This window comes from Pantoea sp. sgz302252, assembly GCF_047713085.1.
Classification (GTDB): Bacteria; Pseudomonadota; Gammaproteobacteria; order Enterobacterales; family Enterobacteriaceae; genus Scandinavium.
Genome location: NZ_JBLFJW010000001.1, coordinates 129,635 through 152,628, shown reverse-complemented (window position 1 = coordinate 152,628; position 22,994 = coordinate 129,635). Strand labels below are relative to the sequence as shown.

Sequence of the window (22,994 nt, the reverse complement as noted above, 5' to 3'; positions counted from 1 at the left end):
GAGAGTCATTGCGAACAAAGTAGGTTACATCGCGGTGAACATCGCGTATAATGGCTTTCATTAAAATGTGCTAACGCATTGATTTATATAGAGTTAGTATCCAGTCGACGCCTGGGAAGGCGACACCTTAAGGAAGCTCGATGAGCGAGAAATTACAGAAAGTGCTGGCCCGTGCCGGCCACGGCTCCCGCCGTGAAATCGAAACCATGATCCAGGCAGGCCGCGTAAGCGTTGACGGTAAAATCGCAACGTTAGGCGATCGTGTCGAAGTTACCCCAGGTTTGAAAATCCGTATTGATGGGCATTTAATCTCCGTTAAGGAGTCCGTTGAGCAGATTTGCCGCGTACTGGCCTATTACAAACCGGAAGGTGAACTGTGTACTCGCAGCGATCCGGAAGGGCGTCCGACGGTCTTTGACCGTCTGCCAAAACTGCGTGGCGCACGCTGGATTGCCGTTGGCCGTCTGGATGTGAATACCTGCGGTCTGCTGCTGTTCACCACTGATGGTGAACTGGCTAACCGCCTGATGCACCCAAGCCGCGAAGTTGAGCGCGAGTACGCGGTACGCGTGTTCGGTGAAATTGATGACAACAAAGTGCGTCAGCTGTCACGCGGCGTGCAGCTTGAAGATGGCCCGGCGGCCTTCAAAACCATCAAGTTCACCGGCGGTGAAGGGATTAACCAGTGGTATAACGTCACGCTGACAGAAGGGCGCAACCGTGAAGTTCGCCGTCTGTGGGAAGCGGTAGGCGTGCAGGTGAGCCGCCTGATTCGCGTACGTTACGGCGATATTCTGCTGCCAAAAGGCCTGCCTCGCGGCGGTTATACCGAACTGGATCTGGCGCAAACTAACTACCTGCGCGAGCTGGTAGAGCTGAAGCCAGAAACCGAATCCAAAGTTGCGGTAGAGAAAGATCGCCGTCGCATGAAGGCCAATCAGATCCGCCGCGCGGTGAAACGTCACACCCAGGTCAGCGGCAAGCCCGCTCGCAGCGGGGGCGCACGTCGCTCCAGCAGCCGGAACAACGGCAGCGGCTCTTAATTTCGGCAGTGAAAAATCAAGGCACCTTTTGCAGGTGCCTTTTTTATTTTCCGACCCAGTTATTTTTGATTTTGAATTTATCTGCCCGGTTGTAGCTGAACGAATAGTTAAAGGCGGTTCCGTCCTCGAGCCGGGTGACGCCCGAGACCTTCAGCATCGGCAGCCCCGGTGCTATCCCCAGCAGTGCCGCCAGCTCCTCGGAAAACAGACTCCCCTCGATAACCGAATTGTAGAATTTTATCTTCTTGCCGGTGCAGGTTTCAACGTAAGCATATAGCGAGCCTTTGGCCAGTACGTCGGCAGGGATGTCTGCGATCACCGCGGCGTTAATCCACGAGTCTTCTACCAGAACCGGAAGGGTGTCTATCAGGCGCACACGGCGAATGAAATGCACCTCCTGCCCGGCGACGGTTTCCAGTTTTCGGGCGATCTCCGGGCTGGCGGGCAGCCGCTGATGGGCGATCAGCTGGCTGGTGATGGTGGCCTGTTGATCGAATTCGCGGGAGAAGCCGAGGATGGAGTCACCAGAGCCGTTATTGAGCAGATAAACGCCTTCCTCCAGTTCTCGCGTGACAAACATCCCTTTGCCATGAATGCGCTCGATAAAGCCTTCCTGCTCCAGCAGGTGCATCGATTTTTGCAGGGTCACCCTGGAGACGCCGTGGATCAGCATCAGCTCGCGTTCTGAAGGGATTTTGTCACCGGGCTGATAACGTTTGCACAAAATATCGTCTTTAATGCTGTTCTTTATCTCGATGTAACGGGCGACCATGACACGGCTTTCAGTGGGGGAACAAGGGGGGCAGTGTACCATCGCCGGTCAGAAGGGGCGTGTTTCCACGCCCTGAAATTTAATGTGGCTCACTTAACGGGGCTGAACTGGCCTGCGTTTCCTGCGTTTCCTGCTGTTCCTGCAGCAGCTGCTTTCGCTCCATCAGCCGGAAGAAAGGAAAATAGACGAGGGCTGACACCACAACCATGCAGCCAGACCAGATCGCGGCGGGCAGATTGCCGCCGGTGGCGAAATAGGCATTGAACACCGGCGGCATTGTCCAGGGAACCTGAAACACCGGCCGGGCTATGATGCCGAACGTCATCAGCAGCCACGAACAGGTGCAGAGCATCAGCGGGGTGACGATAAGCGGCAGCATCATCAGCGGGTTCAGTACCATCGGCACGCCAAAAATCACCGGCTCGTTGATGCAGAACAGCGCCGGGCCAATCGAGACGCGGCCCAGCGAGCGGTAGTAGCGGCTTTTCGACACCAGCATCGCCAGCACTAACCCCATGGTGGCCCCTGAGCCGCCAGAGCAGATGAAAATGGTGTAAAACCCTTCGGCACTGATGTGGGGAATGGGCTGGTGGGCCAGAAACGCCTCGGTGTTTTCGGCAATGAACTTGAGGAATATCGGACTGGTAATGCCGGATAAAACGTTGGTCCCGTGGATCCCGCAGCACCAGAGCAGTGAGATGAGTCCCACCAACAGCAGCATCCCTGGCAGCGTATCCAGGCCGATCACCAGCGGGCTGAACAGCAGGGTGAAGAAGGCGTTGATATCGAAGTTCAGCAAGACTCTCACCACCCAGATAGCCGCCAGACAGACACAGGCCGGAACCAGACTTACGAAAGACTGTAAAACCGCGGGCGGCACGCCTTCGGGCATCCGAATGTACAGATTGTGGCGGATAAAAAAGCGCACGGTGTAGACCGTAAACACCGACAGAATAATGGCGGAAAACAGCCCCGACGCGCCGAAATGGCTGACGTTTATCTGATAATGCTCATCAAGCTGGGCAAGCAGAAAAACCACAACGGTGATGCAGGCGCAGCTTAGCCCGTCGAGCTCGTACTGGTGGGCAAGGTTGTAGCTGATGCCCAGCGCGGCAATCAGGCCAATGGCGCCAAAAGTTGCCTGCACGGGAACACTCAACAGCTGCGCATACGCGCCCAGCCATTCGCTCCAGCCGGGGATCGGCAGGTTGGCGACGATCAGAAACACGCTGCCCGTGATGATAAACGGCAGAGTAAAGGCGATTCCGTTGCGCACGGCCACGAGGATCACGTTGTTGCCAATTTTCATCAGCAGCGGAACCAGATGATTTTCCAGAAAATTGTTCATAGTCACGTCCTGTCCTCATACGGTGAGTTACAGCCCGTACTGCGGCAGATAGCCATGATTGGCGGCCAGATAGTCGTCGAGGATCTGCCCGGCCACGGCCACGGAAGGCACCAGCGGGTGAGAGGCTAACGCCAGCAGCGCGATGCGTTTATCGCCGCTGATGGCGGCTTCAACGGTCAGTTCTTCGAAGGCTTTTACGCTCTGAATCAGCCCCTTTACCGCCGCATGCAGCGGGCCGTAGGCCAATGGATGAGCGCCGCTGGCGTCGATCACGGCGTTGGTTTCAATCACCGCGTGAGGTGCCAGATCAGGCGTTGTGCCCTGGTTGGGAACATTAACGACGTGAATTTCTCGCTTGTTGTTGTAGAGCGAACTGATGATGGAGCAGGCGGTGTCGGAGTAAAGCGCCCCGCCGCGGGCGGCGAGTTCCGGCGGCTTGTCACACAGGTCAGGGTTACGGTACAGCTCAAAGAGCGACTTTTCGATCGCCAGCGACTGTTCGCCGCGCGTACCGGTTTGCTCCAGCGCCTCGAGTTCGTGCTCAACCATCTCCCGGTTCAGGTAGTAATATTTCAGGTATGAGAGGGGATAAAGCTGCAGGGCGCGGATGAAATCAGGCGGCAGACCAATATCGGGGATGTTTTTCAGCCGGTTGGTGCCCGTGCCCTGGGCCAGTTTTTCAATAAAATCAGCGGTGCAGTCGCGCCCTTTGACGCTGATCCGATCAGCAAAAATCAGGTGGTTGAGCCCCATGACTCGGGCGGAAACGTCGTCGCGCGCGACGCCATAGGCCTGAGCGATATCCCGTATCATGCTGTTAGCGCCGCTGCAAATGCCGAGAGATTTCACCGGGCTGTAGCGGGACAGCGCTTCGGTTACAATACCTGCGGGATTGGTGAAGTTAATGAGCCAAGCCTGTGGGCAGCGCTGTTCCATTTTTCGGCACAAATCTAACAGCACCGGAATGGTGCGCTGGGCTTTCATAAACCCGCCGGGGCCGGTGGTTTCCTGGCCCAGCACACCGTAACGCAAAGGGATTTTCTCATCCTGAATGCGGGCGGCCAGTTGCCCGACGCGGATCTGGGTGGTGACAAAATCAGCGCCTTCCAGCGCGCTGTCCAGATCGGTGGTGAGGTGAACGCGCATGGCGATCCCGGATTTTTTGACCATTCGCTGCGCCAGCGCCCCTACAATCTCGAGCTTTTCTTTGCCTGACTCAATGTCCACCAGCCAAAACTCACTGACCGGCAGCTCCGCATGACGGCGGATAAAACCGTCAATCAGTTCAGGGGTATAGCCCGAGCCGCCGCCGAGGGTGACCACTTTTAACGTGCGCATCTTTTTCACTCCTTTGATAACTGGCGTATGCCAGTTTTGGACGAAATTAGCACAGTTGTGAGAGCGATCAACAGCAGAACCCCTGGTAAGAGCAGGGATTTTTGAAAAGTGGGAGGGAGTGCAAAGATTGGGCTGCGGGCTTTCGGTAGGTGAAAGCCCAGAAAGACTCAGTAATCGATACCGATTTGCGCCTTGATCCCGGAGTCAAAAGCGTGCTTCACGGGGCGTAACTCGCTGACCGTATCCGCCATATCCAGAATCTCACGATGACAGCCGCGACCGGTAATAATGACCGTTTGCTGGTGAGGGCGATTTCGTAACGCCGTCAGCACTTCTTCCAGTGGCAGATAATCATAGGCCACCATATAAGTCAGCTCATCGAGAACCACCAGATCCAGTTGCTCGTCAGCCATCATTCGCTTCGCGTGTTGCCATACTTTCAAGCAGGCGGCGGTATCACCCGCTTTATCCTGAGTGTTCCAGGTAAAACCCGTAGCCATCACCTGAAACTCGACGCCATGAGGTTCGAGTAAATTACGTTCCCCGTTTGGCCAATCACCTTTGATGAACTGGATGACGCCCACTTTTTTTCCGTGTCCGACGGCGCGTGTTGCGGTGCCGAAAGCCGCGGTTGTTTTCCCTTTGCCATTACCGGTTAGCACCAGAATGATACCTCGTTCGTCCTGTGCTTCTTCGATACGAGCATCCACTTTTTCTTTCAGACGCTGCTGGCGTTCGCGATGGCGATCGTCACTCATTGTGCAATTCCTGGTTTACGGCCCGGTTGGGCATCGAACGTGGTGCCGGTTTTGCGACGGCTGTCGTCGCCCATCAGCCATAAATAAAGTGGCATAATGTCGGCTGGGGTTTTCAGTTTTTGCGGATCTTCGGTCGGAAACGCGCTGGCTCGCATTCCGGTACGCGTGCCACCTGGGTTGATGCAGTTCACCCGCAGGCGACCCTGATACTCTTCAGCAAGCACCTGCATCATGCCTTCAGTGGCAAATTTCGACACCGCATAGGCTCCCCAATTCGCACGGCCTTGTTGGCCTACGCTTGAAGAGGTGAACACCAGCGAGCCACCATCTGCTTTGAGTAATAAAGGAAGGAGTGCCTGAGTCAGCATAAAAGTGCCGTTGACGTTGACCTGCATAACATCCTGCCACACGGCGGGATTTTGCTGGTCCATCGGCACCACATCGCCGAGCAGACCTGCGTTGTGTAACACACCATCCAGGCGAGGATAATGTATGCCGATTTTCTGCGCCAGCTGTTGGCACTCATCCGGCGTGCAGGTCAATAAATCCAGGGTAAACCACTGTGCGGGAATGCCGCCTTCCTGTTGAATCTGTTGTGCGACACTGCGCAGCTTGTCTTCGTTACGGCCCAGAAGCACGACGCTTGCGCCATAGCGAGCGTAGGTCAGGGCGGCTTCGCGACCAATGCCATCGCTGGCACCTGTCACAAGAATGATACGATTTTGCAGTAAATCGCGTTGCGGTTGATAATGCACGGGCGTTCTCCTGTAGCTCTACCGCGAGCTACGTGACTGTTCTTGTTCTGTGAATTCTCTTTTTGGGCTTTATGCCTTAAATCCCCGGCCATTACAATCAGCCAGGCGGAAAGGCTGTTCAGAATTAACATTTTGCAATCATTTCATTGACGCGCAAAAAAACAGGAAGCCAGTACGCAGCGTACAATTCCGGCGCAAGACGCACTGAAATGGCTGTTGTACACTGTGCGCGATAACCGAGTGATTCTTTTTCAAGGTGGAAGCGTGGAACTACTTTCTCAATATGGGTTGTTTTTGGCGAAAATCGCCACGGTTGTAGTCGCGATAGCGGTGATTGCCACACTTATCGTGAATCTTACCCAACGCAAAAAGCAGCGTGGAGAGCTGCGGATCACCAATCTGAGTGACCAGTATAAAGAGATGCAGGAAGACATGAGCGTGGCGCTGTTGGACGGCCCACAGCAGAAGCTCTGGCTCAAAGCGCAAAAGAAAAAGCATAAGCTTGAGGCGAAAACCGCGAAAGCCAACGCGAAGAAAGGCGTGAGCGAATCCGATGATAAACCGCGCGTGTGGGTGCTGGATTTTAAGGGCAGTATGGATGCGCATGAAGTCGCCTCTCTGCGCGAAGAGGTGACTGCAGTGCTCGCCGTCATCAAGCCGCAGGATCAGGTGGTTGTTCGTCTGGAAAGTCCTGGCGGTGTGGTGCATGGCTATGGTCTGGCGGCATCGCAGCTGCAACGCCTGCGTGACAAACAGGTGCCCATTACGATTGCTGTCGACAAAGTCGCGGCCAGCGGCGGGTATATGATGGCGTGTGTGGGCGATAAAATCGTCTCTGCGCCGTTTGCGATTATCGGTTCGATTGGCGTGGTGGCGCAGATCCCGAACTTTAACCGCTTCCTGAAAAACAAAGACATCGACATCGAGCTTCACACCGCTGGCCAGTACAAACGTACGCTGACGCTGTTAGGCGAGAATACCGAAGAAGGGCGGCAGAAATTCCGCGAAGATCTGAACGAAACACACCTGCTGTTCAAAGATTTTGTCCACCAGATGCGTCCGCAACTGGATATTGACTCGGTGGCGACGGGTGAACACTGGTACGGCAGTCAGGCGCTGGAGAAAGGGCTGGTTGATGAGATTGGCACCAGCGACGATCTGCTGTTAAGCCTGATGGAGGGCCGCGATGTGCTTAACGTGCGCTATCTGCAACGTAAAAAACTGGTCGACCGTTTTACCGGCAGCGCCGCAGAGAGTGCGGACCATTTGCTGATGCGCTGGTGGCAGCGTGGGCAAAAACCGATGATGTAGAACGGCGATAAAAAAGAGCGAGGAATGACCCTCGCTCTTTTTTTAGTCAATCAGGTGATATTTTTCTGAGAGCTGGTGTGCGAGATATTTGAACATGTTGAATACTGCGGTGCTCTTGGCTGTTGGCAAACCTTGCTCATCAAGATAATACTCACCACTAAAGACCAGCACGCCATTGCGTTGCTCCACACCCGTCGCTTCGATGCCTTTCAGCGTGTCATCGTGTTCGCGAATAAGGCGGTTGGCTTCTACCAGCAGAGAGTGACGATCGATAGGTTGGGATGTTTCTTGCATATCAGACTCCTTTAAAACAGTGGCGCTAGTCTACGCCCGGTACGCGCAACGGGCAAATTTTCCCTGTGAAACACAAGGACATGCCAATGGCGCGCCCGCTGGCGGGATTGGCATTTGCGTGCTAATAAAGTTGCGTAACGAATTTTATCAGGTACAGTGTGCGCTTTCTGCAATCTGGCAACAGATTTGCTTGACATTCGACCGAAAATTCTTCGTGCTATATCACCTGGTTGGAATTGACCAGCAAACTCAATCCTCTGCGAGCGACTTCTGGGGTCGACACAGAGAAGGGGTTGAACTCCATTGACGCCGCCATTACATCAGGTTCGTTACCAATGGAAGGTGAATTCAAGCGCGAGATATGCACGGCCTCCTTCTGGACAGGTGTGTATTCCTGGAAGAATCAAATTAGGTAAAGGTGAATATGGGTAAAGCTCTCGTTATCGTTGAGTCCCCGGCAAAAGCCAAAACGATCAATAAGTATTTGGGTAATGACTACGTGGTGAAATCCAGCGTCGGTCATATCCGTGATTTGCCGACCAGTGGCTCAGCAACCAAAAAGAGCGCTGACTCTGCCTCCACCAAAACGGCGAAAAAGCCGAAAAAGGATGAACGCGGTGCGCTGGTTAACCGCATGGGCGTTGATCCATGGCATGACTGGGAAGCGCAGTACGAAGTGCTGCCAGGTAAAGAAAAGGTCGTTTCAGAGCTCAAACAGTTGGCAGAAAAAGCCGACCACATCTATCTCGCAACCGACCTTGACCGCGAAGGGGAAGCCATTGCATGGCACCTGCGGGAAGTGATCGGTGGTGATGACTCACGCTACAGCCGCGTGGTGTTTAACGAAATTACCAAGAATGCGATTCGTCAGGCGTTTGACAAGCCGGGCGAACTGAATATTGACCGTGTGAACGCTCAGCAGGCGCGCCGTTTCGTAGACCGCGTTGTGGGTTACATGGTGTCTCCGCTGCTGTGGAAGAAAATTGCCCGTGGGCTTTCTGCAGGCCGCGTACAGTCAGTGGCTGTGCGCCTGGTTGTGGAACGCGAGCGTGAGATTAAAGCGTTTGTTCCGGAAGAATTCTGGGAAATTGACGCTAACACCACCACGCCTGCCGGTGACGCGCTGCCGCTTGAAGTGAGCCATCATCACGACAAACCTTTCCGTCCGGTGACTCGCGAAGAGACCATGGCGGCGGTGAGCTTGCTTGAAAAAGCACGCTACAGTGTGCTTGAGCGTGAAGATAAGCCGACCAGCAGCAAGCCGAGTGCTCCTTTCATTACCTCTACGCTGCAGCAGGCGGCAAGTACTCGTCTCGGTTACGGTGTGAAGAAAACCATGATGATGGCCCAGCGTCTGTATGAAGCAGGTCACATCACCTATATGCGTACTGACTCCACCAACCTGAGTCAGGATGCGGTGAACATGGTTCGCGGCTACATCGGGGATAATTTTGGCAAGAAATACCTGCCGGAAAACCCGAATCAGTACGCCAGCAAAGAAAACTCACAGGAAGCGCACGAAGCGATTCGTCCTTCTGACGTTGCCGTGCTTGCTGAATCGCTGAAAGACATGGAAGCTGATGCGCAGAAACTGTATCAGCTTATCTGGCGTCAGTTTGTGGCCTGTCAGATGACACCGGCGCAGTACGATTCCACCACGCTGACCGTTGGCGCCGGTGATTTCAAACTGAAAGCCCGTGGTCGTACGCTGCGTTTCGACGGCTGGACCAAAGTGATGCCTGCGCTGCGTAAAGGCGACGAAGACAGAACGCTGCCAGCGGTACAGAAAGGCGATGCGCTGTCTCTGGTTGAATTGTTGCCTGCACAACACTTCACCAAACCGCCTGCACGCTTCAGTGAAGCTTCACTGGTTAAAGAACTCGAAAAACGCGGTATTGGCCGTCCGTCGACCTATGCGTCAATCATCTCGACCATTCAGGATCGTGGTTATGTGCGCGTTGAAAACCGCCGTTTCTACGCCGAGAAGATGGGTGAGATTGTTACCGACCGTCTGGAAGAAAACTTCCGCGAGCTGATGAACTATGACTTCACCGCGCAGATGGAAAGCAGCCTTGACCAGGTCGCCAACCATCAGGCTGAGTGGAAACACGTTCTGAACGACTTCTTCGGTGACTTCACCCGTCATCTTGAAGCGGCGGAAAAAGATCCAGAAGAGGGCGGCATGAAGCCGAACTCGATGATCCTGACCAGCATCGATTGCCCAACTTGCGGACGCAAAATGGGAATTCGTACCGCCAGTACCGGCGTGTTCCTGGGATGTTCTGGTTATGCACTGCCACCAAAAGAGCGCTGCAAAACTACCATCAACCTGGTGCCGGAAAACGAAGTACTGAACGTGCTGGAAGGCGATGACGCTGAAACCAACGCCCTGCGTGCCAAACGTCGTTGCGCGAAATGCGGCACGGCGATGGACAGCTACCTGATCGATCCGAAGCGTAAATTGCACGTCTGTGGTAACAACCCGACCTGCGATGGCTACGAAATCGAAGAGGGTGAGTTCCGCATTAAGGGTTACGACGGCCCGATTGTTGAGTGTGAGAAATGTGGTTCTGAAATGCACCTGAAAATGGGGCGCTTCGGTAAGTACATGGCTTGTACCAACGACGACTGCAAGAACACGCGTAAGATCCTGCGTAACGGTGAAGTGGCTCCGCCAAAAGAAGATCCGGTTCCGCTGCCAGAACTGCCTTGCGAAAAATCTGACGCCTACTTCGTTCTGCGTGATGGTGCTGCAGGCGTATTCCTGGCTGCCAACACCTTCCCGAAATCACGTGAAACTCGTGCGCCGCTGGTGGAAGAACTGTTCCGCTTCCGCGATCGTCTGCCGGAGAAATTACGCTATATGGCGGATGCTCCACAGGAAGATCCACAGGGCAACAAAACGATGGTGCGTTTCAGCCGTAAAACGAAGCAGCAGTACGTGGCTTCCGAGAAAGAAGACGGTAAAGCCAGCGGCTGGTCTGCCTTCTTTATCGACGGAAAATGGCAGGAAGTGGCGAAGAAATAAGCCTTTCTGAGCATTAGGAAACACCGCTAAGGGCCGCATTGCGGCCCTTAGATTGCAGACAAAGAAGGAAAAAGCGTGGTTTTTCCTTCTTTGTGGTGAGCAGCCGAAAATCAATAAATTGATTTTCCTTGTTTTTTGTTCGTTCATTCATGACAAAACTGTATTCGTTAGAGGTTTGTCATCAGTCTCAGGGCCGCGTTGCGGCCCTCAGATTGCTGACAAAGAAGGAAAAAGCGTGGTTTTTCCTTCTTTGTGGTGAGCTGCCGAAAATCAATGAATTGATTTTCCTTATTTTTTGTTCTGCCACCCATGACAAAACTTCATTCGTTAGAGGTTTGTCATCAGTCTCAGGGCCGCGTTGCGGCCCTTTTTATTCCTGCGTTATTATTTTTTATTCACATCTATACACATCCGGTATAAATGATATAGTGGTTATAGTTAACCACTTTCTTATTATCAAATCGTATTAGGCATCACGGCCTTTACGCATGCGGATACCGGTCATGAAACTACAGCAACTCCGTTATATCGTTGAGGTTGTGAACCATAACCTTAACGTCTCCTCGACCGCCGAAGGGCTTTACACCTCGCAGCCGGGCATCAGTAAACAAGTTCGTATGCTGGAGGACGAGCTGGGCATTCAAATCTTCGCTCGTAGCGGGAAGCATCTGACCCAGGTGACACCAGCCGGGCAGGAGATCATCCGCATTGCGCGTGAAGTGCTGTCAAAAGTCGAAGCCATTAAGTCAGTGGCAGGCGAACACACCTGGCCGGACAAAGGGTCGCTGTATGTCGCAACCACGCACACACAGGCGCGGTACGCACTTCCTGGCGTGATTAAAGGCTTCATCGAACGTTATCCTCGCGTGTCACTGCATATGCATCAGGGTTCGCCAACACAGATTGCTGAGGCGGTTTCTAAAGGCAATGCCGACTTTGCGATTGCGACCGAAGCGCTGCATCTGTACGACGACCTGGTGATGCTGCCTTGCTATCACTGGAACCGTTCGATTGTGGTCACGCCAGATCACCCGCTGGCCGGGAAAGGGTCTGTGACCATTGAAGAACTGGCGCAGTACCCGCTGGTGACCTATACCTTCGGCTTTACTGGGCGTTCCGAACTGGATACTGCGTTTAACCGCGCAGGATTAACCCCGCGCATTGTCTTTACCGCGACAGATGCCGATGTGATTAAAACCTACGTTCGTTTGGGGTTGGGAGTAGGGGTGATAGCCAGCATGGCCGTTGATCCTGTGTCCGATCCGGATTTGGTGAAGCTGGAAGCCAAAGACATCTTCAGCCACAGCACCACCAAAATTGGTTTCCGTCGCAGCACCTTCCTGCGCAGTTATATGTATGATTTTATTCAACGCTTTGCCCCGCACTTGACCCGTGATGTGGTAGATACTGCGGTCGCCTTGCGCTCGAATGAAGATATTGAAGCGATGTTCAAAGACATTAAATTACCTGAGAAATAATACCTTCAGTCATTATTGATATCCCCGGCGACGGGGATATTGTGAAAGAGAACACTTAACGTAAATTAAAATCGCCCTCATTTGCATTTAATCCCTCCCAGTCATCCTTTTCTAAAAAATCGAAAACCAGATAAAGCCGCGTCAAACGGTAACAAAGTAGAAACTATTTTGCCGCTACGCAAATTTCTGTGACTCAATATTTATTTTGCGTCAAAGATTCAAGATTCACATGCTGGCGATTCGTAAAATCGCTGGATTTTTGCCTGTTTTTTAATTAGGATTTATCTCAATGACGATTACTTGTACCGATTGGTTGGTGCAATAACAATAAGTGGTACCGATAGTATGAGGTTAGCAATGCCATCAGGACGTGAAGTACCGCAGCGGGATGCTGAGCTGAAGCGCAAAGCCTGGTTCGCGGTTTTCCTGGGCTCCGCTGTGTTTTGGGGCGTTGTTGCCCTGCTCATCTGGAAATATTGGGGTTAAAAATGGTTGTTTCTGGTCAGGGTGTGTCAGTCAAGCCAGTGTGTCAGTCAAATGACAAACCACAGACGCGTAAAAAAGGGCCAGTGACCGTTCCGGTGAGCTGGAAGCTGACGTCTCAGCAACAGGCTTTTATTGATTCCTTTGCCGACGACGAAGATAAAAAACGCTAATTATTCCACCTGAAATCGCTTTACTCTTTTGCTGTTATTTTTATGTACTCGTTAATAAATACACCACAGCAATAACGCCATTGCCTGAAAAGGCATTAAAAATGAATAACTATGGGTATTTAATAATGAATGCAAATCGTAGCATGAAATACTGGTCATGGATGGGGGCGTTTTCACTCTCAATCGTGTTCTGGTGTCAGCTGGTCTGGATGCTGACTCACTAATCTTCTAAAAACCCGGCTAACACGCCGGGTTTTTCATTTCCGCAGGTAAAGTTTCTTCAGCATTTAGCATTTCGGGTTGTTATCAAAACGTTACGTAGATCGTGTGTTATCTTTAAAGACAGACCCTGAGGAGAGTCAGGGCTTCGCAATCCCGGTCATTAAGGAGGAGCTATGTCGTCAACCCTACGAGAAGCCAGTAAGGATACACTGCAGGCCAAAGCAAAAACGTACCACTACTACAGCCTGCCGCTGGCCGCCAAAACCCTCGGTGATATTACCCGCCTGCCAAAATCACTGAAGGTGCTGCTTGAAAACCTGCTGCGCTGGCAAGACGGTGATTCCGTCACCGAAGAAGATATCCATGCCCTGGCCGGGTGGCTCAAAAACGCCCATGCCGACCGTGAAATTGCCTACCGTCCCGCCCGTGTATTGATGCAGGATTTTACCGGTGTGCCCGCTGTCGTCGATTTGGCGGCGATGCGAGAGGCGGTTAAACGTCTCGGCGGCGATACCGCTAAAGTGAATCCGCTTTCCCCTGTAGACCTGGTCATTGACCATTCCGTGACCGTCGATCACTTCGGCGATGATGAAGCGTTCGGCGAAAACGTGCGCCTCGAAATGGAACGTAACCACGAACGTTACGTCTTCCTGCGCTGGGGGCAACAGGCTTTCAGCCGCTTCAGCGTTGTGCCGCCGGGCACCGGTATTTGCCATCAGGTGAACCTTGAATACCTCGGCAAAGCCGTCTGGAGCGAAGAACAAAACGGTGAATGGGTGGCGTATCCGGATACGCTGGTCGGCACCGATTCCCACACCACGATGATCAACGGCCTGGGCGTCCTGGGCTGGGGCGTGGGCGGGATTGAAGCAGAGGCCGCCATGCTCGGCCAGCCTGTTTCCATGCTGATCCCCGATGTCGTCGGTTTCAAACTGACCGGAAAATTACGTGAAGGCATCACCGCGACTGACCTGGTGTTAACTGTCACGCAGATGCTGCGTAAGCACGGTGTGGTCGGTAAATTCGTTGAATTCTACGGTGATGGTCTGGACTCTTTACCGCTGGCTGACCGAGCGACTATAGCCAACATGTCTCCGGAATACGGTGCAACCTGCGGCTTCTTCCCGATTGACGGGGTGACGCTGGACTATATGCGTCTGAGCGGCCGCAGTGAAGAGCAGATTGAACTGGTGGAAGCCTATGCCAAAGCACAGGGCATGTGGCGTAATACCGGGGATGAGCCTGTCTTTACCAGCACGCTGGAACTGGATATGGCTGATGTTGAGGCAAGCCTCGCTGGCCCGAAACGTCCGCAGGACAGAGTCGCGCTGGGCGATGTGCCCAGGGCGTTTGCTCAAAGCTCAGCGCTGGAACTCAACACCGCGCAAAAAGATCGTCAGCCGGTGGACTATACCCTGAACGGGCATCAATATCAGTTACCGGACGGGGCGGTTGTTATTGCCGCGATCACCTCCTGTACCAACACGTCCAACCCAAGCGTGCTGATGGCGGCAGGCCTGCTGGCGAAGAAAGCCGTTAAGCTTGGGCTGCAACGTCAGCCCTGGGTCAAAGCCTCACTTGCGCCGGGATCGAAAGTCGTTTCGGACTACCTGGCTCACGCCAAATTGACGCCGTATCTGGATGAGCTGGGTTTCAATCTGGTGGGCTATGGCTGCACCACTTGTATTGGTAACTCCGGCCCGTTACCGGACCCGATTGAAACAGCGATTAAAAAAGGCGACCTGACCGTCGGCGCCGTGCTTTCGGGCAACCGAAACTTTGAAGGGCGTATTCATCCGCTGGTCAAAACCAACTGGCTGGCTTCACCGCCGCTGGTGGTGGCCTATGCGCTGGCGGGCAACATGAATATTAACCTGATGAGCGATCCGCTGGGGCAGGACCAAAAAGGCGATCCGGTGTACCTGAAAGACATCTGGCCGAGCGGCGCGGAAATTGCCCGGGCGGTGGAAGAGGTCTCGACTGAAATGTTCCACAAAGAGTATGCCGAAGTCTTTGAAGGCACACCGGAGTGGAAAGAAATCAAGGTCGAACGTTCGGATACCTATGGCTGGCAGCATGATTCTACCTATATCCGTTTGTCGCCGTTCTTCGATGAAATGGGCGTACAGCCGGATCCGGTGGAAGATATTCACGGAGCGAGAATTCTCGCTATGCTGGGCGATTCGGTCACCACGGACCACATTTCACCAGCGGGCAATATCAAACCGGACAGCCCGGCGGGCCGCTACCTGCAAAATCACGGTGTCGAACGTCGTGATTTCAACTCCTACGGATCACGACGCGGCAACCACGAAGTGATGATGCGCGGGACCTTTGCCAACATCCGTATTCGTAATGAGATGGTGCCGGGTGTGGAAGGTGGCATGACGCGCCATCTGCCGGGAACTGAAGTTATCTCGATTTACGATGCCGCTATGCGTTACAAAGAGCAGGGCACTCCGTTGGCGGTCATCGCCGGGAAAGAATATGGCTCTGGCTCCAGCCGTGACTGGGCGGCGAAAGGCCCACGTCTGCTGGGCGTGCGGGTCGTCATTTCCGAATCTTTTGAACGCATTCACCGTTCGAACTTAATCGGGATGGGAATTTTGCCACTGGAGTTCCCACAGGGCGTTACCCGTAAGACTCTGGCGCTGACAGGGGAAGAGCAGATTGATATTGCCGACCTGCAAAGTCTCAAACCAGGCGCGACGGTTCCGGTTACCCTGACGCGTGCCGACGGCAAAAAAGAGGTTATTGACTGTCGCTGCCGTATTGATACGGCGACTGAGCTGACTTACTACCAGAATGACGGGATCCTGCACTATGTGATCCGTAATATGCTGCGGTAAACCCTGAAAGGCCGGATGGTGCTTATCCGGCCTGCATCAAAAAGAAGATAACGAAATAATGACAAATACCGGCGGTACCAGAGATACCGCCAGAACATCAGTTACCGAGAAGGTGGCCCATCTTAGCGGCTTTGGTATCAAGATAATGTGCGTTTTTCGGGTTACGACCTACGATCAGCGGCACGCGCTCAACGATGTTGATCCCCGCTTCAGACAAAATCTCGACCTTTTTCGGGTTATTGGTCAGCAGACGGACTTCATCAACTCCCAGCAGTTTGAACATGTCGGCGCAGAGCGTGAAGTCTCGTTCGTCGGCGGCAAAACCCAACTGGTGGTTCGCTTCGACGGTGTCGTAGCCTTGATCCTGCAACGCATAAGCACGGATTTTATTCAGCAGGCCGATGTTGCGACCTTCCTGGCGATGATAAAGCAGCACGCCACGGCCTTCTTCCGCAATGTGGGTCAGCGCCGCTTCAAGCTGGAAACCACAGTCACAGCGCAGGCTGAACAGTGCATCGCCTGTCAGGCATTCAGAGTGAACACGAGCCAGCACAGGCGTTTGACCTGCGATATCACCGAACACCAGCGCGACATGATCCTGACCGGTTGCCAGTTCTTCAAAACCCACCATCAGGAAATCGCCCCAGGGGGTTGGCAGTTTGGCTTCTGCCACACGTTTAAGCTGCATGTGATTCTCCAGATTATATCGGCATGCAAGTGCCTTCTGTTTGCGCTCATTTTGCCACAACGCGCAAGCTTCACCTAATGGCTGACCGCTATCTGCTGTTTAAGCGCACAATTCGGCATCCTTCACCGACGAGACGATTTTCAGTTATGATTGTGATGTTTAAGGAAAAAGGAGATGTGATGCTGTCTATCGCCAAACGCACGGCCGTCGGCACGGCGCTTTTGCTTGTGATGCCTGTCGCGGTATGGATTTCCGGCTGGCACTGGCAGCCAGGTAATCATAGCTGGTGGCTCAAAGTACTCTATTGGGTAACGGAAACCGTGACGCAACCCTGGGGCATTATTACTCACGTCATTCTTTGTGCCTGGTTTTTGTGGTGCCTGCGTTTTCGCCTGCGGGCCGCCGTGGTGCTGTTTGTCATTCTTGCCGGGGCCATTTTGCTTGGACAGGGCCTGAAGTCCTGGATTAAAGACCGGGTGCAGGAACCACGTCCTTACGTTATCTGGCTTGAAAAAACGCAGCAGATGCCGGTGGAGGAGTTCTACACTTTAAAACGCAACGAGCGTGCGCAACTGGTGCAGAAGCAGCTTGAAAACCGGAAGGATTTGCCTGAGTTTTTGCGTCATCACTGGCAGGTAGAAACGGGCTTTGCGTTCCCGTCAGGCCACACTATGTTTGCTGCGAGCTGGGCGTTGTTAGCTGTCGGGCTGTTATGGCCTCGTCGCAGAACGGTAACCATCGCTGTGCTACTGGTTTGGGCGATAGCCGTCATGGGCAGTCGATTAGTGTTGGGGATGCACTGGCCGCGTGATTTAGTGATGGCGACGCTTATCTCCGGGCTGTTGGTCACGTTCGCCACCTGGCTTGCACAAAAATTCTGTGGGCCACTGATGCCGCCAGCAGAAGAAGCAAGGGAAATCCGAAAGCGAGAGTCCGAAGAGTAGCCGCGGTTGATTTTGAGTCGTTTTGCCCATAAATCGACCTTGTGCAGCACGCTTGCCAGTTTCGCCTTTGCGGCGAAGATGGTACTTTATAGGGCTGGATGCGGCAGATTGAACAGTCTTTATTCACATAAACCACATAACGGGAAGTCATGTGAAATATTTACTCATTTTCTTATTGGTGCTGGCGATTTTCGTCATCTCGGTCACCCTGGGCGCGCAAAACGATCAACAGGTGACGTTCAACTATCTGCTGGCGCAGGGCGAGTTCCGTATCTCTACGTTGTTAGCGGTTCTTTTTGCAGCCGGTTTTGCTATCGGCTGGCTGGTGTGTGGCCTGTTCTGGTTGCGTACCCGTGTTTCATTGCTGCGCGCAGAACGCAAAATCAAACGTCTTGAGCAACAAATTGCCCCGGCGACCCCTGTCCCGACTGCGCCGGTCGTTCCGGCGGTGAAGGAATAATTCTCTATGCTGGAGTTGTTGTTTCTGCTTTTGCCTGTCGCCGCCGCGTATGGCTGGTACATGGGCCGCAGAAGTGCACAACAGTCCAAACAGGACGATGCTAACCGTCTGTCCCGCGATTATGTCGCGGGCGTTAACTTCCTGCTGAGCAATCAACAAGACAAAGCAGTAGACCTGTTCCTCGACATGCTGAAAGAGGATACCGGTACCGTTGAAGCTCACCTGACTCTCGGTAACCTTTTCCGCTCACGCGGTGAAGTTGACCGTGCTATCCGTATTCACCAGACGCTGATGGAAAGTGCTTCGTTAACCTACGATCAGCGTTTGTTGGCCGTTCAGCAGTTGGGCCGAGATTATATGGCCGCAGGTCTGTATGACCGCGCGGAAGATATGTTCAGCCAGTTGGTTGACGAGACGGATTTCCGTATCGGCGCGCTGCAACAGTTGCTGCAAATTTATCAGGCTACCAGCGACTGGCAAAAGGCTATCGACACCGCTGAACGTCTGGTAAAACTGGGCAAAGAAAAGCACCGACCTGAAATTGCGCATTTCTGGTGCGAGCTGGCACTGCAGCAAATGGGCAATGACGACATGGAAAAAGCCATGACGCTGCTGAAAAAAGGTGCCGCCGCAGACCGCAACAGCGCACGCATCTCCATCATGATGGGGCGAGTGTGGATGGCAAAAGGTGATTACGCCAAAGCCGTTGAATCCCTCCAGCGCGTTATCGATCAGGACAGAGAACTCGTCAGCGAAACGCTCGACATGCTGCAAACCTGCTATCAGCAGTTGGGTAAAGACGCTGAGTGGGAACATTTCCTGCGGCGTGCGGTAGAAGAAAATACCGGTGCCACGGCAGAACTGATGCTGGCACAAATCATGGAACAGCGCGAAGGCGTAGACACTGCGCAAACCTACGTAACCCGCCAGTTGCAACGTCACCCCACCATGCGCGTGTTCCACAAGTTGATGGATTATCACCTGAATGAAGCGGAAGAAGGGCGCGCGAAAGAGAGCCTGATGGTGCTTCGTGACATGGTTGGCGAGCAGGTGCGCAGCAAACCCCGCTATCGCTGCCAGAAATGCGGCTTCACGGCTTACACCCTCTACTGGCACTGCCCGTCCTGTCGTGCCTGGTCCACTGTAAAACCGATCCGCGGCTTAGACGGCCAGTAATTTTTAAAAACACCTTCATTAGTTACAACATACTTATTATTTCTATCAAGATCCAAAGTCGGCACCGTGCAACCCTTTGTCTGGCAGGTAATGCCGTTCACTTAAGCCAATGAATTAGGGGAAACTCCGGGAGTTGGTTCCCGGAGGGACGCCAAACCCGGTGGTCGCCCCGGATATCTCGGTCTTAAACTAACGGTGTTATTTGTCTGGCAGGGGCGTTTTGCCGCGATCCCAGTCTGTCAATTTCACCCCTTCGCAGGTAGAATGCACGCCGTTTACCGTTTTTTCGCCGGTTGCGGCCCATCAACAAGAAGGTCTGGTCATGACGTCTGAATCCCGTATTGTTACATCCTCTCCCGTTGTTGTTGCCCTTGATTACGCCAATCGTGACAAGGCGCTGGCCTTTGTCGACAGAATCGACCCACGCGATTGCCGCCTTAAAGTCGGGAAAGAGATGTTTACCCTGTTTGGACCACAGTTTGTCCGTGATCTGCAACAGCGCGGCTTCGACATCTTCCTCGACCTGAAATTTCACGATATTCCCAACACCACAGCACATGCTGTCGCTGCAGCGGCAGACCTCGGCGTGTGGATGGTGAACGTCCATGCTTCCGGCGGTGCACGCATGATGACCGCGGCACGCGAAGCGCTGCTACCTTTTGGTAAAGATGCGCCATTGCTGATTGCTGTGACCGTGCTGACCAGCATGGAAGCCAGCGATTTACAGGATTTGGGCATCACTCTTTCTCCAGACGATCATGCGGCGAAGCTCGCAGCGCTGACGCAGCGTTGTGGTTTAGACGGTGTGGTGTGTTCCGCTCAGGAAGCGGTGCGTTTCAAGCAGGAACTGGGGCAGGCCTTTAAACTCGTCACCCCGGGCATTCGTCCGGCAGGCAGTGAAGCCGGCGATCAACGTCGTATTATGACGCCCGAGCAGGCACAGGCTGCCGGTGTAGACTATATGGTTATTGGTCGCCCGGTGACGCAATCGGCAGATCCTGCGCTGACCCTGCGTCAGATTAACGCATCGCTTGTGAAGGAGGCCTGATGAACGACAGTAACAGTCGTCTGGTGTATTCCACCGACAGTGGACGTATCGCCGAAGAGAAAAGCGCCCCAGAACGCCCGAAAGGTGACGGTATCGTGCGTATTCAGCGTCAGACGAGCGGCCGAAAAGGGAAGGGCGTCTGCCTGGTGACCGGCATCGACGCAGACGACGCAGAGCTTATCAAAATTGCGGCTGAGCTAAAGAAAAAATGTGGCTGCGGCGGTGCTGTGAAAGACGGCATTATTGAGATTCAGGGTGATAAACGCGACCTGATTAAATCTCTGCTGGAAGCCAAAGGCATGAAAGTCAAACTGGCGGGCGGGTAAATAACAAGGGCCACGCAATGCGTGGCCCTTCAGACTGCTGACAAAGAAGGAAAAAGCGTGGTTTTTCCTTCTTTGTGGTGAGCAGCCGAAAATCAATAAATTGATTTTCCTTGTTTTTTATTCGGTACCCTATGACAGATCTCATTTGTTAGAGGTTTGTCATCACTCTCAAGGGCCATGCAAAGCGTGGCCCTTGTTTTACCGGAACAAATGTTTTGGTGCGTAAGTCAGACCTGAATATATCGTTATCTTTATTATTTCCCGTTAAGGGAATTATTTGCCTACCTGGTGGCCGATAATCCCCCCCACTGCTGCACCACCCAGCGTACCCAGGGTGCTACCGTCAGTCAGTACTGCACCACCAAGAGCACCGGCACCGGCACCGATAGCGGTATTACGATCTCGTTTAGACCAGTTGGAACATGCGCTCAGAGACATGGCCAGGGTCACGGCCAGAACAGCCGCCGTCATTTTTTTGCTCATTGAAGTCATAAAGTTCTCTCCTGAATAATTCATCCACGAAGGCGGCTTACAATCAGTGGAATAACGTAAGCGCTCATGGAGCATGTTGCGCAGGTGTTACTTAAATCACGCAAGTGATAGTCACTTCCTGTCATATCGCTAACATTAATTTTACGTGCCAGAGAACGAACTGGGAGGTTAAAAACTCTTAATTGGTGGGTCAGAACAGTCTGATAGATGACAGGATGTGGGGAAATGAAAGCAGATAAGACTGTCAGAAAAGAAAAACCCCCGCAGGCGGGGGTTTAGATTGCTTAGTTACGCGGAATGATATCTACCGTTAACCCCGACATCTCTAATTGACGCTGCTGTGCGGCAGACAGGCCGTCGTCGGTGATGACCCGGTTAAATTTGCTGGAAGGGCCAAGCGGGTAGGGATGAACGGCCCCGAACTTGGAGCTGTCGCTCAGGACAATGGACTCGCAGCCTTTATCCAGTACGGCGCTCACCACATCTGCACGCATCATATCGCGGCCGGTGAAGCCGGTTTCTTGCTGCCAGCCATCCACACCGATAAACGCTTTGCTGAAATGCACCTGCTGAATGTACTGCCGGGTTAATGGTCCAACCATACTCTCGCTTTTCTTCTGGTAAATGCCGCCCAGCAGAATAACTTCCCCCGGCGTTTCTTTGAGCAAATGCGCAATATAGCTGCTCACCGTGATAATGGTGATGCCTGGCTGCTCCGCCAGCGCACGAGCCAGAAGGGCATTGCTGCTGCCATTTTCGATAAAGACCGTTTCGCCTGGGCTCACGAGCTTTGCGGCAAAAGCGGCAAGCTCACGCTTCAGCGAAAAGTTGTTCATCATGCGGGTTTCGACATCTTCGCTGTCCAGCGGGACGGCAAAGCCATGGGTACGACGCAGATAGCTCTGCTTCTCAAGCAGATTCAGATCCTGACGAATGGTCACTTCTGAAACCCCGGTCATCCGGGAAAGATCGGCAACGCTCATGCGGCCTTTGTCGATCACCATTTGTAAAATAGATTGTTGTCTGGTGTTCATATCAAGATCGTTGCTGTTCTCAAATTTCCCAGGGGGATTTCGGCTGGGCAGAAGGGGACTCTTGCTCGCCGGACGCCTGAGCCAGTAACTCAGCTTTCAGTATTTCCAGATTCTTAATCGCGGAGTGGTTATCTCCCGCCACCAGAATATCCAGCACGGTATCAATACGTTGAGCTAACTGACGCGCATCAAGGTTGGACATAGGCAATCCTGAAAGAAAAGTAATAAAAATCAATGATGCAAAAAATGGCGGCAAAAGAGAAGCGGAAAATGTCATGCCGCTAAAACACATAACATAAAAGGATAAATCTGATTTCAAAAATCACTCTCCGTGTAACATTTACATAAAAAACAAGAAATTAGATCAACAATAAGAGATGGTATCTGCCTGTAATTCACCCGTTTTATCCCTTTGCTGAATCCTCTGATAACAAAAATTGTTCTGAAAAAGGGTTACTAATGCGCTCTTTTAGATACAAAAGAGCAACATTGATGGAGATTGGGCCGACAGCAGGGAGCAAACGTGATGAGTATGCCGGCATAGTTGTTAATAACCTGAAACTCAGGATCATGGCGTCTTGCAGCACACAACAAAGGCGGCGTGATTAGCTTGTCTGGCCCGTTGTAGGTTCGCCAGTGGTCGGCCATGTGAAGTGGTTATGCACTCGTGGTTGAAAAGGTGGTTAGCACCAGACCGGCGAGGCTGGGACACGGCACAGGTAAGCGTTTCGGTGCGCAAAAGCTGCACAGAGTTAGCCCTCATCGGAAGGGCAACAACTCGCCTCAGGTAATGATTTTGTTGATGACAATCCACTGTTTTTATTTGTTGTCGAGGCCCGCTGATGATGCGGGTCTTGAGCCGGGCTTATTTGAATTTTTTGAAAAATTTAAACACCGTAATTATTATGATGTTGTTAATGAGTAACGTTAAAAGGGCTATAAAAACGAGGTAGCAAAAATCCCACTCTTCAATA

Annotated in this window: 24 protein-coding genes; 13 read left to right on the top strand and 11 right to left on the bottom strand. The window is 52.9% G+C overall.

The features are described from left to right. The first annotated feature begins 140 nt into the window (after positions 1–140). A complete protein-coding gene (gene rluB, locus ACLW56_RS00735; RefSeq protein ID WP_330981903.1) occupies positions 141–1,043 on the top strand; it encodes a 23S rRNA pseudouridine(2605) synthase RluB in 903 nt (300 codons plus the stop codon). 43 nt (positions 1,044–1,086) lie between these two features. Here the strand turns inward: rluB and ACLW56_RS00730 are convergent, their stop codons facing one another. From ACLW56_RS00730 to ACLW56_RS00710, 5 genes are all read right to left on the bottom strand, one after another. Then, a complete protein-coding gene (locus tag ACLW56_RS00730) occupies positions 1,087–1,815 on the bottom strand; it encodes a GntR family transcriptional regulator (RefSeq protein ID WP_330981902.1) in 729 nt (242 codons plus the stop codon). A 79-nt stretch (positions 1,816–1,894) separates the two neighbouring features. After that, positions 1,895–3,163: a PTS sugar transporter subunit IIC gene (locus ACLW56_RS00725; RefSeq protein ID WP_330981901.1), complete on the bottom strand. Its 1,269-nt coding sequence runs from the start codon at positions 3,161–3,163 to the stop codon at positions 1,895–1,897. Between the two features lie 27 nt (positions 3,164–3,190). Beyond that, positions 3,191–4,501, bottom strand: a complete 1,311-nt coding sequence (locus ACLW56_RS00720; RefSeq protein ID WP_330981900.1) for a 6-phospho-beta-glucosidase — start codon at positions 4,499–4,501, stop codon at positions 3,191–3,193. 167 nt (positions 4,502–4,668) lie between these two features. After that, positions 4,669–5,259 carry a cob(I)yrinic acid a,c-diamide adenosyltransferase gene (cobO, locus tag ACLW56_RS00715; RefSeq protein ID WP_330981899.1) on the bottom strand — a complete coding sequence of 197 codons (591 nt, stop codon included), beginning with the start codon at positions 5,257–5,259 and terminating at the stop codon, positions 4,669–4,671. Beyond that, a complete protein-coding gene (locus tag ACLW56_RS00710; protein ID WP_330981898.1) occupies positions 5,256–6,014 on the bottom strand; it encodes a YciK family oxidoreductase in 759 nt (252 codons plus the stop codon). The genes cobO and ACLW56_RS00710 overlap by 4 nt, the downstream gene beginning before the upstream one ends. A 264-nt stretch (positions 6,015–6,278) precedes the next feature. Between ACLW56_RS00710 and sohB the strand changes: the two genes are divergently transcribed. Then, positions 6,279–7,325, top strand: coding sequence for a protease SohB (gene sohB / locus ACLW56_RS00705; protein WP_330981897.1), 1,047 nt, complete (start codon positions 6,279–6,281; stop codon positions 7,323–7,325). A 42-nt stretch (positions 7,326–7,367) separates the two neighbouring features. Here sohB and ACLW56_RS00700 read toward each other — a convergent pair whose 3' ends face one another. After that, positions 7,368–7,619 carry a YciN family protein gene (locus ACLW56_RS00700; protein ID WP_330981896.1) on the bottom strand — a complete coding sequence of 84 codons (252 nt, stop codon included), beginning with the start codon at positions 7,617–7,619 and terminating at the stop codon, positions 7,368–7,370. Positions 7,620–8,043: 424 nt separating this feature from the next. Here ACLW56_RS00700 and topA point away from each other — a divergent pair, with 424 nt between their 5' ends. Next, positions 8,044–10,647 (top strand): type I DNA topoisomerase, encoded by a 2,604-nt coding sequence (gene topA / locus ACLW56_RS00695; protein ID WP_330981895.1) that lies wholly within the window; start codon positions 8,044–8,046, stop codon positions 10,645–10,647. Positions 10,648–10,660: 13 nt separating this feature from the next. Here the strand turns inward: topA and ACLW56_RS00690 are convergent, their stop codons facing one another. Then, positions 10,661–10,798 carry a hypothetical protein gene (locus tag ACLW56_RS00690; RefSeq protein WP_330982107.1) on the bottom strand — a complete coding sequence of 46 codons (138 nt, stop codon included), beginning with the start codon at positions 10,796–10,798 and terminating at the stop codon, positions 10,661–10,663. A 352-nt stretch (positions 10,799–11,150) separates the two neighbouring features. On the opposite strand from ACLW56_RS00690, the gene cysB reads away from it, so the two are divergent. The 5 genes from cysB to acnA all read left to right on the top strand — a co-directional run bounded on the left by cysB (position 11,151) and on the right by acnA (position 15,852). Beyond that, positions 11,151–12,125 (top strand): HTH-type transcriptional regulator CysB, encoded by a 975-nt coding sequence (cysB, locus tag ACLW56_RS00685; protein ID WP_154157846.1) that lies wholly within the window; start codon positions 11,151–11,153, stop codon positions 12,123–12,125. A gap of 345 nt (positions 12,126–12,470) precedes the next feature. Beyond that, on the top strand, positions 12,471–12,611 hold the full coding sequence (locus ACLW56_RS00680; RefSeq protein ID WP_330981894.1) for a YmiA family putative membrane protein: 141 nt from the start codon (positions 12,471–12,473) through the stop codon (positions 12,609–12,611). 2 nt (positions 12,612–12,613) lie between these two features. Next, positions 12,614–12,781: a hypothetical protein gene (locus ACLW56_RS00675; RefSeq protein ID WP_330981893.1), complete on the top strand. Its 168-nt coding sequence runs from the start codon at positions 12,614–12,616 to the stop codon at positions 12,779–12,781. Positions 12,782–12,906: 125 nt separating this feature from the next. Beyond that, positions 12,907–13,005 carry a small membrane protein YmiC gene (gene ymiC / locus ACLW56_RS00670; protein WP_330981892.1) on the top strand — a complete coding sequence of 33 codons (99 nt, stop codon included), beginning with the start codon at positions 12,907–12,909 and terminating at the stop codon, positions 13,003–13,005. 171 nt (positions 13,006–13,176) lie between these two features. Next, complete coding sequence (gene acnA / locus ACLW56_RS00665) at positions 13,177–15,852, top strand: aconitate hydratase AcnA (RefSeq protein WP_330981891.1); 2,676 nt, start codon at positions 13,177–13,179, stop codon at positions 15,850–15,852. Positions 15,853–15,949: 97 nt separating this feature from the next. On the opposite strand, the gene ribA is transcribed toward acnA, so the two are convergent. Then, positions 15,950–16,540: a GTP cyclohydrolase II gene (gene ribA / locus ACLW56_RS00660; RefSeq protein WP_330981890.1), complete on the bottom strand. Its 591-nt coding sequence runs from the start codon at positions 16,538–16,540 to the stop codon at positions 15,950–15,952. A gap of 179 nt (positions 16,541–16,719) precedes the next feature. Between ribA and pgpB the strand changes: the two genes are divergently transcribed. The 5 genes from pgpB (at position 16,720) to yciH (ending at position 20,494) form a co-directional block, all read left to right on the top strand. After that, on the top strand, positions 16,720–17,484 hold the full coding sequence (gene pgpB, locus ACLW56_RS00655; RefSeq protein WP_330981889.1) for a phosphatidylglycerophosphatase B: 765 nt from the start codon (positions 16,720–16,722) through the stop codon (positions 17,482–17,484). A gap of 151 nt (positions 17,485–17,635) precedes the next feature. After that, positions 17,636–17,944, top strand: coding sequence for a LapA family protein (locus tag ACLW56_RS00650; RefSeq protein ID WP_330981888.1), 309 nt, complete (start codon positions 17,636–17,638; stop codon positions 17,942–17,944). A gap of 6 nt (positions 17,945–17,950) precedes the next feature. Beyond that, on the top strand, positions 17,951–19,120 hold the full coding sequence (lapB, locus tag ACLW56_RS00645; RefSeq protein ID WP_330981887.1) for a lipopolysaccharide assembly protein LapB: 1,170 nt from the start codon (positions 17,951–17,953) through the stop codon (positions 19,118–19,120). A gap of 322 nt (positions 19,121–19,442) precedes the next feature. Further along, positions 19,443–20,168, top strand: a complete 726-nt coding sequence (gene pyrF, locus ACLW56_RS00640) for an orotidine-5'-phosphate decarboxylase (RefSeq protein WP_330981886.1) — start codon at positions 19,443–19,445, stop codon at positions 20,166–20,168. Beyond that, a complete protein-coding gene (gene yciH / locus ACLW56_RS00635) occupies positions 20,168–20,494 on the top strand; it encodes a stress response translation initiation inhibitor YciH (protein WP_330981885.1) in 327 nt (108 codons plus the stop codon). Before pyrF ends, yciH begins: the two co-directional genes overlap by 1 nt. Positions 20,495–20,767: 273 nt before the next feature. Here the strand turns inward: yciH and osmB are convergent, their stop codons facing one another. The 3 genes from osmB to ACLW56_RS00620 all read right to left on the bottom strand — a co-directional run bounded on the left by osmB (position 20,768) and on the right by ACLW56_RS00620 (position 22,222). Continuing rightward, the gene (osmB, locus tag ACLW56_RS00630) at positions 20,768–20,986 is read right to left on the bottom strand and encodes an osmotically-inducible lipoprotein OsmB (protein ID WP_330981884.1); all 219 of its coding nucleotides are present in this window, start codon (positions 20,984–20,986) and stop codon (positions 20,768–20,770) included. A gap of 284 nt (positions 20,987–21,270) precedes the next feature. Next, complete coding sequence (locus ACLW56_RS00625; RefSeq protein WP_330981883.1) at positions 21,271–22,020, bottom strand: DNA-binding transcriptional regulator YciT; 750 nt, start codon at positions 22,018–22,020, stop codon at positions 21,271–21,273. A 19-nt stretch (positions 22,021–22,039) separates the two neighbouring features. Then, positions 22,040–22,222: a hypothetical protein gene (locus ACLW56_RS00620; protein ID WP_330981882.1), complete on the bottom strand. Its 183-nt coding sequence runs from the start codon at positions 22,220–22,222 to the stop codon at positions 22,040–22,042. Positions 22,223–22,994 lie beyond the last annotated feature (772 nt).

Bases quoted from the DNA above. Each gene is read 5' to 3' on its own strand.
- rluB (WP_330981903.1), top strand. From the start codon at position 141: ATGAGCGAGAAATTACAGAAAGTGCTGGCCCGTGCCGGCCACGGCTCC.
- ACLW56_RS00730 (WP_330981902.1), bottom strand. From the start codon at position 1,815: ATGGTCGCCCGTTACATCGAGATAAAGAACAGCATTAAAGACGATATT.
- ACLW56_RS00725 (WP_330981901.1), bottom strand. From the start codon at position 3,163: ATGAACAATTTTCTGGAAAATCATCTGGTTCCGCTGCTGATGAAAATT.
- ACLW56_RS00720 (WP_330981900.1), bottom strand. From the start codon at position 4,501: ATGCGCACGTTAAAAGTGGTCACCCTCGGCGGCGGCTCGGGCTATACC.
- cobO (WP_330981899.1), bottom strand. From the start codon at position 5,259: ATGAGTGACGATCGCCATCGCGAACGCCAGCAGCGTCTGAAAGAAAAA.
- ACLW56_RS00700 (WP_330981896.1), bottom strand. From the start codon at position 7,619: ATGCAAGAAACATCCCAACCTATCGATCGTCACTCTCTGCTGGTAGAA.
- topA (WP_330981895.1), top strand. From the start codon at position 8,044: ATGGGTAAAGCTCTCGTTATCGTTGAGTCCCCGGCAAAAGCCAAAACG.
- ACLW56_RS00690 (WP_330982107.1), bottom strand. From the start codon at position 10,798: ATGAATGAACGAACAAAAAACAAGGAAAATCAATTTATTGATTTTCGG.
- cysB (WP_154157846.1), top strand. From the start codon at position 11,151: ATGAAACTACAGCAACTCCGTTATATCGTTGAGGTTGTGAACCATAAC.
- ACLW56_RS00680 (WP_330981894.1), top strand. From the start codon at position 12,471: ATGAGGTTAGCAATGCCATCAGGACGTGAAGTACCGCAGCGGGATGCT.
- ACLW56_RS00675 (WP_330981893.1), top strand. From the start codon at position 12,614: ATGGTTGTTTCTGGTCAGGGTGTGTCAGTCAAGCCAGTGTGTCAGTCA.
- ymiC (WP_330981892.1), top strand. From the start codon at position 12,907: ATGAATGCAAATCGTAGCATGAAATACTGGTCATGGATGGGGGCGTTT.
- acnA (WP_330981891.1), top strand. From the start codon at position 13,177: ATGTCGTCAACCCTACGAGAAGCCAGTAAGGATACACTGCAGGCCAAA.
- ribA (WP_330981890.1), bottom strand. From the start codon at position 16,540: ATGCAGCTTAAACGTGTGGCAGAAGCCAAACTGCCAACCCCCTGGGGC.
- pgpB (WP_330981889.1), top strand. From the start codon at position 16,720: ATGCTGTCTATCGCCAAACGCACGGCCGTCGGCACGGCGCTTTTGCTT.
- lapB (WP_330981887.1), top strand. From the start codon at position 17,951: ATGCTGGAGTTGTTGTTTCTGCTTTTGCCTGTCGCCGCCGCGTATGGC.
- pyrF (WP_330981886.1), top strand. From the start codon at position 19,443: ATGACGTCTGAATCCCGTATTGTTACATCCTCTCCCGTTGTTGTTGCC.
- yciH (WP_330981885.1), top strand. From the start codon at position 20,168: ATGAACGACAGTAACAGTCGTCTGGTGTATTCCACCGACAGTGGACGT.
- osmB (WP_330981884.1), bottom strand. From the start codon at position 20,986: ATGACTTCAATGAGCAAAAAAATGACGGCGGCTGTTCTGGCCGTGACC.
- ACLW56_RS00625 (WP_330981883.1), bottom strand. From the start codon at position 22,020: ATGAACACCAGACAACAATCTATTTTACAAATGGTGATCGACAAAGGC.
- ACLW56_RS00620 (WP_330981882.1), bottom strand. From the start codon at position 22,222: ATGTCCAACCTTGATGCGCGTCAGTTAGCTCAACGTATTGATACCGTG.